The 10,123-nt window shown below is 55.9% G+C and carries 15 protein-coding genes; 1 reads left to right on the top strand and 14 read right to left on the bottom strand.

Going from position 1 to position 10,123, the window contains the following annotated elements:
- The first annotated feature begins 348 nt into the window (after positions 1–348).
- Positions 349–726, top strand: coding sequence for a cyclophilin-like fold protein (locus tag MOMUL_RS12055; protein WP_062285246.1), 378 nt, complete (start codon positions 349–351; stop codon positions 724–726).
- Positions 727–1,065: 339 nt separating this feature from the next.
- Here the strand turns inward: MOMUL_RS12055 and MOMUL_RS12050 are convergent, their stop codons facing one another.
- The 14 genes from MOMUL_RS12050 to aroQ form a co-directional block, all read right to left on the bottom strand.
- Positions 1,066–1,455: a type II toxin-antitoxin system HicB family antitoxin gene (locus tag MOMUL_RS12050; RefSeq protein WP_062285238.1), complete on the bottom strand. Its 390-nt coding sequence runs from the start codon at positions 1,453–1,455 to the stop codon at positions 1,066–1,068.
- Positions 1,448–1,699, bottom strand: a complete 252-nt coding sequence (locus MOMUL_RS12045; protein WP_054935367.1) for a type II toxin-antitoxin system HicA family toxin — start codon at positions 1,697–1,699, stop codon at positions 1,448–1,450. The genes MOMUL_RS12050 and MOMUL_RS12045 overlap by 8 nt, the downstream gene beginning before the upstream one ends.
- Before the next feature lie 169 nt (positions 1,700–1,868).
- The gene (locus tag MOMUL_RS12040) at positions 1,869–2,480 is read right to left on the bottom strand and encodes a SpoIIIAH-like family protein (protein WP_062285237.1); all 612 of its coding nucleotides are present in this window, start codon (positions 2,478–2,480) and stop codon (positions 1,869–1,871) included.
- Positions 2,481–2,530: 50 nt separating this feature from the next.
- Entirely contained in the window at positions 2,531–3,154 is a 624-nt protein-coding gene (locus MOMUL_RS12035; protein WP_062285236.1) for a hypothetical protein, read from the bottom strand.
- Positions 3,141–3,779: a stage III sporulation protein AF gene (locus MOMUL_RS12030; RefSeq protein WP_062285235.1), complete on the bottom strand. Its 639-nt coding sequence runs from the start codon at positions 3,777–3,779 to the stop codon at positions 3,141–3,143. Before MOMUL_RS12030 ends, MOMUL_RS12035 begins: the two co-directional genes overlap by 14 nt.
- A gap of 8 nt (positions 3,780–3,787) precedes the next feature.
- Positions 3,788–5,083 carry a stage III sporulation protein AE gene (gene spoIIIAE / locus MOMUL_RS12025; RefSeq protein ID WP_236713104.1) on the bottom strand — a complete coding sequence of 432 codons (1,296 nt, stop codon included), beginning with the start codon at positions 5,081–5,083 and terminating at the stop codon, positions 3,788–3,790.
- A gap of 46 nt (positions 5,084–5,129) precedes the next feature.
- Positions 5,130–5,519, bottom strand: a complete 390-nt coding sequence (gene spoIIIAD / locus MOMUL_RS12020; protein WP_062285234.1) for a stage III sporulation protein AD — start codon at positions 5,517–5,519, stop codon at positions 5,130–5,132.
- 15 nt (positions 5,520–5,534) lie between these two features.
- Entirely contained in the window at positions 5,535–5,741 is a 207-nt protein-coding gene (spoIIIAC, locus tag MOMUL_RS12015; RefSeq protein WP_054935362.1) for a stage III sporulation protein AC, read from the bottom strand.
- A 21-nt stretch (positions 5,742–5,762) separates the two neighbouring features.
- Positions 5,763–6,281 carry a stage III sporulation protein SpoIIIAB gene (gene spoIIIAB, locus MOMUL_RS12010; RefSeq protein ID WP_054935361.1) on the bottom strand — a complete coding sequence of 173 codons (519 nt, stop codon included), beginning with the start codon at positions 6,279–6,281 and terminating at the stop codon, positions 5,763–5,765.
- Positions 6,275–7,333: a stage III sporulation protein AA gene (gene spoIIIAA, locus MOMUL_RS12005; RefSeq protein WP_084785625.1), complete on the bottom strand. Its 1,059-nt coding sequence runs from the start codon at positions 7,331–7,333 to the stop codon at positions 6,275–6,277. Before spoIIIAA ends, spoIIIAB begins: the two co-directional genes overlap by 7 nt.
- A gap of 124 nt (positions 7,334–7,457) precedes the next feature.
- On the bottom strand, positions 7,458–7,943 hold the full coding sequence (locus MOMUL_RS12000) for a CD1247 N-terminal domain-containing protein (protein ID WP_062285233.1): 486 nt from the start codon (positions 7,941–7,943) through the stop codon (positions 7,458–7,460).
- A gap of 58 nt (positions 7,944–8,001) precedes the next feature.
- On the bottom strand, positions 8,002–8,559 hold the full coding sequence (gene efp / locus MOMUL_RS11995) for an elongation factor P (RefSeq protein ID WP_062285232.1): 558 nt from the start codon (positions 8,557–8,559) through the stop codon (positions 8,002–8,004).
- 21 nt (positions 8,560–8,580) lie between these two features.
- A complete protein-coding gene (locus tag MOMUL_RS11990; RefSeq protein ID WP_084785627.1) occupies positions 8,581–9,663 on the bottom strand; it encodes a M24 family metallopeptidase in 1,083 nt (360 codons plus the stop codon).
- Between the two features lie 3 nt (positions 9,664–9,666).
- Positions 9,667–10,113, bottom strand: coding sequence for a type II 3-dehydroquinate dehydratase (aroQ, locus tag MOMUL_RS11985; protein WP_062285231.1), 447 nt, complete (start codon positions 10,111–10,113; stop codon positions 9,667–9,669).
- Between the last annotated feature and the right edge of the window lie 10 nt (positions 10,114–10,123).

The raw sequence follows: 10,123 nt of genomic DNA, 5'->3' as shown, positions 1-10,123 counted from the left end.
AAGCGTTTCGCCGGGCTGGCACTGGCCCGGGAGGCTCCTCGACCCGTGGTGGTAACCGTACGGCCCGGTGAGTCATCAGCAACCCCCCTGCAATTACTACCGCCAGTAGCAGGAGAAATAAAACAAATAGGGGCTGTTTTCCCCGCAACCTGCTGGTCATCTCCTTAGCCCGAGTTCACTTCCGTATGGGCCTTCCGGTTATCAGCTAACCATTTATTGATGGCTTCTTCGGTCAGCATACCCGCCAGGCCTTTTACAGCTTATTATGCCACAAGCAAAATATATTATTGAGGCACATCCTTACATATGCTAAAATATGCCTGGAAATTCATTGCCGGGGGTAATTATATGCAAATTGCCATCAATTTTGGTGAGTTGACCGTCCTTGCCGAGCTCAATGATAGCGAAACCGCCCGCAAAGTCCAGGCAGCCCTGCCCATAAGCAGCCGGGTGAATACCTGGGGCGATGAAATTTACTTCCCCATCCCGGTTAAAGCCGGCCTGGAAAAAGGTGCGACGGAGGATATGGAAATAGGTGATATCGCCTACTGGCCGCCGGGTCACTCCTTTTGCCTGTTTTTCGGGCCTACGCCCGCAAGTATTGATGACAAGCCCCGCGCCGCCAGCCCGGTAAATAAAATCGGGCGCATCTTAAGCGATCCCGGGCTGTTAAAAAAAGTACCTGACGGTGCTAAGGTAGAAATCCGCGCTGCAGGTGCAAGGTAACCAGTCATTTGCATAAGGGTCTTTGCGAGTATTGCCGCTAATCCGCTAATCATAAAAGCCCTGCATGTATTTCCAGCAGGGCTGTTTTATTTTCTTTCAGTTAAGTATAACTTAACTGACTGATCCGGCCCATCCCCGTATCATCACCGTACCCTCTCCGTTTTATGGTCGTTTGGATCATAAAGTAAGATTTAACTCGGGGAAGGGGTTTTAGAGGGTAACGCCGGTTTTAAAAATAGCAATCTCTCTTGAGCCCAAGGTTTCCGCTTTTGTCGGTTCTCCGGAGGCTACCTGGAGGACCCAAAAAACGCATCTATATGCTAGCGAATTCAGCTATTTTCACTTAACTTTCCTTCTTCTTGGTGACTTACCTAGCCCTAAAGAAAGAAGATAAATAGCCATTTGATTGAGGCTGACTCCATCCTCTTGCGCTTTGGTGGCAATAGCCCTGTGAAGGGATTTAGGAAGGCGAACGGTAAACTTTCCGCTATATTTTTCAGCGTTATCCGGTTCGGGAATATCCCTTTGTAATGCTAAAGCAGTTTCAATCCAGCCCTTTTTAGCATCTTCCAGGTTAGCCAGGGCCTCTGCCGGTGTTTCCCCGTCCGACATACAACCCGGCAAAAGGGGTATGCTGGCCAGCCATCCACCGCCTTCCTCCTCTGTAAGGCGGCGAAGGGATACCTCATAGTTGAGATCAAGATAGTAATCTAATGTTTTTTCACGCATCGGATTTCCCTTCCTCAAGCTTACCGATTAATTCTAGCGCTTTCTTAACATATACAGCCTTAACCGGCCTCCTGCGGGGAATCGTTAAAATCTCAACAAGTTCAGGGTGATAGTAATTATAATGGCTACCCCCTTGATGACGGCAATCAAAACCATAATATTTAAGCACTCTATCAATATCTTCCCAGGGCACACCCCTGGGATTTCTTTTTATCGCCTTGAGAAGTTTCTCAATTTGGCTCATTTCTTTCTCCTGCCTCTAAAAATATGGTATCAAATATGCCACCATTTATCAAGTATGTGCTCTTTACTTTTGCAGGCACTTACCAGGACAAAAAAGCTATTCAAAAATACCCAGGGCTCACATATTCTCTGCAAACACAGGTATTTGCTTCTACTTTATCTAACTTTATCTACTTCTTATGAATCATACTGATCTGCTCCCGGGGGCGGCCGGTGGAGCGGTAGACCAGGTCGCCGATTTTGTTGGCGTCCTCGTCGCCGAATTTGTCGGCCATGACAATGACGTTTACGGCATTGGGCTGGATGAATACCGCCGCGTCCTTATACCCTTTGGCGACAATCAGCTTCTCCAGCTGCATCTCCAGGTCCATCTGCTGGGTCAGTTCCACCAGCCGCTTCTGGGCTTCCTGCTTACCCTCGCCACCGGAATTGGGGTTATCGATAATTTGCTTGAGCAGGGCAATATGCTGGCTGCGCTGGCGGTCCCTTTCCAGGCGGTACTCGATGAAGAAGGCGGCACCACCTTCAGCTTTAGAACTCGCTTCCTTGAGAATGTCCTCTGCCTTAGGACCGGTAACCGCCGCCTGGTCCTTGAGTGGCGCCGCTACCTTAGTGGCTCCACTGGTATCGGGCTGGCTGGCCTGCTGGACGGGTCGCTCCAGGGGGAGGTCTACACCTGCCGGCTTTGTTCCCTGCCGGTCTCCCTGGACCAGGTAAGCCAGGACACCAAAGGTCAGCATCAGGGCTATGATCACCCGTCCTTTTTCGCCTATCTTAAGCATCTTTCTCCCCCTCCCAAATCTGGAAAGTTTAATTAGAAGAACAGTCATAGTTACTTACGGCTCCCTCCGGTTTCCATAGGCAGCACTTGCACCTGGTGGGGTGCCAGGCCCCACAGGGTCTGCACCGCCTGGATGAAACGCGCCCGGACCTGGGGATCATTCGCCCCTTCGGCTACCACCACTACCCCCAGGACTTCCGGCTGGGTTTCGCGGGCTACTACCGGCGCTTCGCCGCTATTCAGCTGGCCGTTCCTGGCCATGACCAGCTGCGCATCTTCGTTGCTGTCGGTAGTTACCCTGGTACCACCGCTTTGATCCTTCTCTTCCACGCTGTGTTTGGTCGTCTTGGTATTGGTGGCAAACTCCTTTAAGGGGCTGGCCTTTAAAGACACCCGCACCGCCACCCTGCCGGCGCCGGCAATTTGCTCTAATATCCCCTGTAGCTGTACTTCCAATTCCCTGGCCGTGAGCATCAATTCCGTTTCTTGCCGGTCCGGTCCGGGCTGGCTGGCTGTTTGTCCTGCCGGTTGCCCCCGCTGGCGCTGGCTGGAGCTGTTAAGGTTACCGATACTAATAAAGATACTCCCCAAAATAAGAGTGCCAACAGCCAGCCAGAGGTACCAGGGCGGTTTCTGGGGTAGTATTCGCCAGCCCGGCCACTTATTTTTGTCCATTGGCAACACCTCCATATATCCGCACTTCTACCTGGCCGGGTTCAAGCCCATAAAAGTGGGTAATCATGGCGACAATCCTGGATTTAATCTGCTGGACTTCAGCTGCGGTAATTTTAGGAGGCAGGGTATTCTCCTTTCCTTCCGGTGACGGTTGTGCTGCCGGTGCATCCCCGCCCCCTTCTGCCGTCTCCCCTCCAGCCAGGGTGGCCGTGACTACCACCCGGCGAATGGCCCCCCGGTGTTCCTTATCCCCGGCCAAGCTCACCAGTACCTCTGCTTGCTTTACCCCCGGTACCAGGGAAACCAGGGCCTTGATCTGCCCGGCCAGGCGGTCGCGGTAAATTTCCAGGGCTGCCTCTTCATTGGCCCGGGCCATTTCCCGGCCCTGCTGCACCGGGGCGGCGGCCGCAGGGTCCAGGCGCAGGTCCCAGGCGGTAACATCCAGCTCCGGCCCGAAACGCAAACCTTCCACCAGGGGTGTCAAAATAGCCACCACCACAAAGAGCCCTAAAACCAGCCGGACGTAACGGGTCATCTTTTTTTCCGGCAGGAGCATTTCCAGGAAGGCCGCCAGCAAGGCAATCAGGGCTACCTGGCGGACAATCTCGCCGATTTTAACCAGCAACTTCCTGCCTACCCCCTTAAGGCTACCGTGATGTTACCCAGGACGACGATAACGGCTACAGCCAGGAAGAAAATTAACCCCGTTACCGCCACACAGGCAAAGACCAAGGTTAAAGCCCCGCCGATGCCGTCCAGGGCGTCGGCCAGTTGTTCCTCACCGAAGGGCTGGACCACGGCCGCCGCCACTTTGTAAACCACCACCAGGGAGAGGATCTTTAACATGGGAAAGGCCGCCAGGAAAAAAATAATGACTACTCCCACCAGGCTGACGGCGCTTTTTAAAAGCAGGGTTGTCCCGGCAATGGTTTCGACGGCATCTGACAGCATGCCGCCGACCACAGGTAAAAAGGCATCGGTGGCAAATTGAATGGCCCGCAGGCCCACCCCGTCGGCCACTGAACCGGCGATCCCGTAAACGGATAACACGCCGGTGAAAACGGTCATCATCAGCCCCAGGGCGACCATGGCGGCCTGTTTAAGGAGCCCGGCCAGTTTGGACACCTGAAAGCGATCGGCGATCCGGCCGACTACCGTAAGGCAGGCCGTAAGATACAAAAGGGGAAAGAGAACATTGTGCATGATGGTACCGGTGAGGGTTACGGTATATATCAAGACCGGTTGCAACAAAGTCGAGGCAGTTATACCGCCGGTAGCTGCCAGCAGGCTAATCAGGGCCGGGATCAAGGACTGGAAAAAGGACACCATCCGGTCAATGGCTTCTGCCCCGGTACGGACGGCCAGGGTGAAGGAGGTCAGGGCCAGGGTAATCAGGGCCAGGAAAGCCACCCCCCGCGCCAGGGTACTGATACTTCCCTCACTGAAGGCTGCCTGTAAATTTTGCAGCACGGCGCAGGCTACGGCAAGTATTAGGAGCTGGCCCAACAGGGCACCGCTGGCCAGGAGTTCGTGGAAAAGATACTTGAGCAACCCCCGCCCGGCGGCCGCCGGGTCCAGGGGCAACTTCCCCTGGCGGAGATTGGCCAGGATTTCCTGAAAGCTAAAGCGTGGCAGGTACTGGCCCACTTCCCGGTCCAGCTGGTTAAGGAAGGTATCGATGCCGCCGAGGTTGAGTCTGGCCATCTGGCGTTGCAGTTGATCGTCCAGGGTCATGGCAGCCGCCGCTTCTGTCCCGGTGGCCGGTGCCGGGTAATAGGCCAGGGCCGCCGGTGCAGCCAGCCCGGTATAAATACAGTACAGGACAATAAAAATTAACCCTACCAGCAGTTTTCGTGCAGGTATTGCCGGTACCATGGCAGCGCAGCTATTGAGATGTGAGAGGTTTCTATTAATCAAAATCCCGGGCACTGCATTTCACCTTTTCTCTGGCGGCGGTTATTGCGGTTCTTTTTATCTATGGCAGCAGGCGGATTATGCTTTCCAGGATCGCTACAATAATGGGGATGGCCAGGACCATAATCAACACCTTGGCGGCCAGTTCCACCTTGCTGGCGATGGCATTTTCGCCGGCGTCCCGGCAGACCTGGCTGCCAAACTCGGCCACATAGGCAATGCCGATGATCTTTAAGATGGTATTCAGGTAAAACTGGTTGATACCGGCCCTTTCCGAGAGGTCGGCCAGGACCTTGACCACCGTGCCTATGCGGTCCAGGAGGAGGAGAAAAATAGTTGCTCCTACCACCAGGCTGATGATAAGGGCCGTATCGCCGCCCCGGGCCTGGCGCACCAGGACAATAATCAGGGTAGCCGTCAAGGCCAGGCCGGCGATCTGGAAAATCTCCATCCCGGGGCCACCCCTTTAATACAGCTGGAAGACAGCCTGTACGGCTTTGAAGAGATCCATAATCAGGGGAATAACCCAGAGTAAAGCTATAGCTAGGCCGGCAAGCAAGGTCATATAGGCATATTCGTCTCGCCCGGCTTGTTTCAGGAAAGTATAAAAAATGGTAATGATAATGGCCAGGGCCGCCAGGCGAAAGATGAGGCTCACATCTACGCTCAGCATCTTTATCTCCCTCCAGAAGCTTTAATAAAGCAGCAGCACCAGGGTTATCCCCAGCAGGAAACCCAGGGTGCGCCACATCTTGCCCTGGCGGTTGTTTTCTTCCAGGGCTGCCTGCTGCTGCTGCCCCAGGAGCTGGCGGGTCAACTCCAGGTTCTTGACCTGGTCGCTGGCGCCGGAGTTACCCAGCATGGGTCCCAGGGCCTTTAGTATCTCCAGGTCCCCGGGCTGCAGGGCCCCTTTCTGGCCGAGTTCCTCCAGGCCCCTTTCCCAGGCCGCCAGGGCACCGGCGGCAGCGTTTTCTTGCAGCACCCGGGCGACGGCCTGGAAAAATAAAGCCACTGGCCCGGCCAGCTGGTTCCCCACCCGGGTGAGAGCCAAGGGGAGGGGTGTAGCCCCATAGATTATTTCCGTCTCCAGCATTTTGAGGCCGGCATTTAACTGGCGCAGCTGTTCAATCCGGGCGCTAAAACCGCGGGCCATCTCCAGGCCCAGGAAGCCGCAGGTCAGGATGATCAACCCGCCCCCCACCATTTTTAACATGCCTTACCCTCCCCCCGCCAGGGACCACCGCGTAAGGTCTGGCCGTCCCCGCTAAGGAGGCCCTCGATGGTCCCCGGTCCCAGGGTACGGCCCAGGATTACCAGGCGTTGCCAGAAACCCTGCTCCAGGAGCGGCCTCCAGCCCGGCCGGTGTTTTAACTCCTCCAGGCTGCCGGCATGGACGCTGGCCAGAATTGTCACCCCGGCATTTAAAATATCCTGTAAAGCCGCCAGTTCCTCCGGCCGGCCAATCTCGTCGGTGGCAATGACCTCCGGCCCCATGGACCGGAGGAGCATCAACATCCCCGCCGCCTTGGGGCAACGGTCCAGGACATCCGTCCGGGGCCCGACTTCCAGCTGGGGCGCCCCTAGCCAGCAACCGGCAATTTCCGAACGCTCGTCCACCACGCCTACGTTGACGCCGGAAAACTTAAGTTCCGCTATGCCGGTACTGAAAAGGCGGATAATATCGCGCAGCAACGTCGTCTTGCCACAACGCGGCGGTGAAAGAATAAGGGTGTTGAGGGGTCGCCCCTGCTCCAGGAGGTAGGGCATTAACTCCCGGGCACAACCGGGGATACTCCGGGCCAGGCGCAAATTAAGACCGGCAAAATTCTTTAAGGTTTGAATTTCCCCTTGGCGCACCACCGTTTCTCCCACCAGGCCCACCCGGTGGCCGCCGCTCACTGTTATATACCCGGAGCGCAATTCTTCCTCCAGGGCGTAAAGGGAACTACGGGTGAGGGCCTGTATGGTCTGGCTGAGGTCGTTTGCGGTTACGATGTAGGCCTGGTCAGGCATGGTTGTCAGAGTGCCGCCGGCCTTCACCCAGCCTTCACCGGCAGCCCAGCGTACCTGGAGAGGCCGCTCCCGCCGCAGGCGAATTTCTTCCAGGGTGGCTTTTATCTCCGGGGGCAGGGCCGCCAGGGAAGCAGCGACCACCGCCGGTAGCAAAGCCAGCACCCCGGAGAGTGCCCCCGGCCCGCCTCCGCCGGCCTGTCCTAAAGGTTGTGGCCTGTGGCCCTCCCCCTTGCCCAGCCGTACACTGCCCATCTTCCTCCCTCCTGCCATTATGCTTATTATGATCCTGGCAATTTTATGCAAGAGAAAAATGCGGGGCAAAAAAATAAGACCCCTTCATGGGGTCGGGATTTAGATGTGAGTATAGCAGATTGAATTAGATATCGTCGGTATCCGGGGAGTTTTTCTCCTTTTCTCCTTTGGGCTTAGCGCTGGCTTCGCCCTCTTCATTGATAAAAACTACCGTCTCGCAGTTGGGGCAGGTAACTTCCACGACATCCTCATCATCCAGGACATCGGCATCAAAGCAAACTATCTCGTGGCACTTGGGGCATTCTACTTCAATGTAGTCGCCTTCTTCATCGTCTTCGTCTTCTTCGTCGTCCTCGTCTTCATATTCATCTTCGTATTCATCCTCGCCGTCGTAGACCTCATCTTCTAAATCATAAAGGTCCTCATCAATGCTTTCCAGGTAGTCCTCCAGCTCTTCATAATCCTCATGCAGGTCGTGGAGGGCCTCGGCCATTTGCTCCAGGACATCGACTATTTCTTTAAGGAGGCGGGTTTCCTTGCTCTCGGGATTCAAATCCATGCCGTCCACTAAACCCTTCAGATAGGCAACCTTCTTGCGGACGTCCTTCATTGACTACACTCCTTTCCTTTCTACCTTTTTATTATTTCCGGCCCCGGCCGGCCTTAAACTAAGCCCGCTCAATATAGGCTCCGGTACGAGTATCGATGCGGACGACATCACCCACCTCGATAAAGAGGGGTACCTGGATTACGGCACCGGTTTCTAAAACGGCGTTCTTGGAACCGCCGGTGGCTGTATCGCCCTTGATGCCTGGTTCTGTTTCTACCACTTTCAGCTCAACAAAGTTCGGCAGCTCGATGCCAATGGTCTCCCCCTGGTAGAGGAGGACATAAATGTTCATATTGTCTTTTAGATATTTTACCGCTTCATCAAGCTGGTCCTTGCGCAGGGACAGCTGTTCATAGGTTTCTGTATCCATGAAGTAATAATTTTCGCCGTCATTGTAAAGGTACTGCATCTCCCGCCGCTCAATGTGGGCGCGGTTGACCTTTTCCCCGGCCCTGAAGGTCCGCTCAATGACCGCCCCGGTACGCCGGTTTTTCAGCTTGGTACGGACGAAGGCCGAACCCTTACCCGGCTTGACGTGCATGAATTCAATTACCTGGTAAACTTCTCCGTCAACCTCAATGGTAAGACCAGTACGGAAATCGTTGGTGGATATCAAACGGGATACCTCCTATAACTCCTATAACTCTATAAATTCTTTAGGTGCATGGGATAGAACCAGGGCGCCGTCCTCCTGGACCAGGACGACATCCTCAATGCGGATACCCCCGCGACCGGGCAGGTAAATTCCCGGTTCTACCGTGACCACCATCCCCGGAGCCAGCTTAACCTCGCTCCGGCTGGAAAGGGTGGGACCTTCATGAACGGCCAGGCCCACACCGTGGCCCAGGCCATGGCTGAAATAGGGACCATAGCCGGCAGCGGCAATGTGTTCCCGGGCTACAGCATCGACCTCGCGCCCTGCCAGCCCCGGCCGTATGGCTGCTATAGCCTTCCTCTGGGCTTCCAGGACAACGTTATACAGGTGACGCCATTCCGGGTCCACCGGCGCCAGGGCCACCGTGCGGGTAAGATCGGAGTGGTAGCCGTCATATATAGCCCCAAAATCCATAACCACCAGGTCACCCGGCTGCAGTACCCGGCCGGAAGCCACCCCGTGGGGCAGGGACGCACGCGGGCCGCCGGCAATGATGGTGGTGAAAGACGGCCCCAGCGAGCCCTGTTTGCCCAGGAAGTATTCCAGTTCCAGGGCTATGTCCCGCTCCGTGATGCCGGGGCGCAGGATACGGAGCATATGGCGGAAGCCGGCATCGGCCAGGTCAATGGCTTTCTGCAAAAGTGCCAGTTCGGTATCATCTTTTACCTGGCGTAATCTTTCTACCAGGCCCTTTGAGGGTTCCAGCTTGACCGGCTGCGGCCAGTCTTTGGCCTGCTCCAGGAACTCTTCATAGGTGGCATAGCTGAGGTGCTCTGCTTCAAAGTGGAGTTCTGCTACACCGGCTGCAGCCAGGGTGGCTCCCAGCTGTTCCCACGGCTTATTTCCCAGGTCCACCACCTCAAAATCCGGTGCTTCCTCCCTGGCCTGTTCAATAAAGCGGCCGTCGGTTAACAGGTACTGGGATGTCGCCGTAATGATAAGCTGGCCGCTGTCGCCGGTAAAACCGCTCAGGTAGCGGCGGTTTTCTTCCTGGCGTACCCACAGGGCCGCGATACCTTCCGCCGCCATCAGGCGGCGCAGCCGGTCTAAGCGCTCACTTCTCACCACTCACTTCCCGCCTCTCTTATGCGCCAGCTCTATGGCAGCCTCCAGTCCCAGGCGGTAGCTCAAAGGGCCAAAACCGCTAATCTGGCCGTCTACCACCGCTGCCGTTACCGTCTGGTGGCGAAATTCTTCGCGGCGGTAAATGTTGGAGAGGTGGACTTCTACCACCGGGCAGTCCAGGGCCGCCAGGGCATCACGCAGGGCAATGCTGTAATGACCCAGGGCCCCGGGGTTGATGACTACGGCGTCTACCCGGCCCCGGGCTTCATGGAGGCGGTCAATGAGGGCCCCTTCATGGTTGGACTGGAAAAACTCAAGGGCCACCCCCGCGCCGGCAGCCTGCTCCCTTAAGCCGGCTTCGATATCGGCCAGGGTAGTCCGGCCGTAGATTTCCGTCTCCCGGCTGCCCAGAAGGTTTAAATTGGGCCCATTTAACACTAAAATCTTCATAGCTGCTATT

Origin of the sequence: Moorella mulderi DSM 14980 (assembly GCF_001594015.1) — a bacterium.
In the GTDB taxonomy this organism is placed as follows: Bacteria; Bacillota; DSM-521; order Neomoorellales; family Neomoorellaceae; genus Neomoorella; species Neomoorella mulderi.
This window is presented reverse-complemented; position numbering and strand designations above follow the sequence as displayed.

Bases quoted from the DNA above. Each gene is read 5' to 3' on its own strand.
- MOMUL_RS12055 (WP_062285246.1), top strand. From the start codon at position 349: ATGCAAATTGCCATCAATTTTGGTGAGTTGACCGTCCTTGCCGAGCTC.
- MOMUL_RS12050 (WP_062285238.1), bottom strand. From the start codon at position 1,455: ATGCGTGAAAAAACATTAGATTACTATCTTGATCTCAACTATGAGGTA.
- MOMUL_RS12045 (WP_054935367.1), bottom strand. From the start codon at position 1,699: ATGAGCCAAATTGAGAAACTTCTCAAGGCGATAAAAAGAAATCCCAGG.
- MOMUL_RS12040 (WP_062285237.1), bottom strand. From the start codon at position 2,480: ATGCTTAAGATAGGCGAAAAAGGACGGGTGATCATAGCCCTGATGCTG.
- MOMUL_RS12035 (WP_062285236.1), bottom strand. From the start codon at position 3,154: ATGGACAAAAATAAGTGGCCGGGCTGGCGAATACTACCCCAGAAACCG.
- spoIIIAD (WP_062285234.1), bottom strand. From the start codon at position 5,519: ATGGAGATTTTCCAGATCGCCGGCCTGGCCTTGACGGCTACCCTGATT.
- spoIIIAC (WP_054935362.1), bottom strand. From the start codon at position 5,741: ATGCTGAGCGTAGATGTGAGCCTCATCTTTCGCCTGGCGGCCCTGGCC.
- spoIIIAB (WP_054935361.1), bottom strand. From the start codon at position 6,281: ATGTTAAAAATGGTGGGGGGCGGGTTGATCATCCTGACCTGCGGCTTC.
- spoIIIAA (WP_084785625.1), bottom strand. From the start codon at position 7,333: ATGGGCAGTGTACGGCTGGGCAAGGGGGAGGGCCACAGGCCACAACCT.
- MOMUL_RS12000 (WP_062285233.1), bottom strand. From the start codon at position 7,943: ATGAAGGACGTCCGCAAGAAGGTTGCCTATCTGAAGGGTTTAGTGGAC.
- aroQ (WP_062285231.1), bottom strand. From the start codon at position 10,113: ATGAAGATTTTAGTGTTAAATGGGCCCAATTTAAACCTTCTGGGCAGC.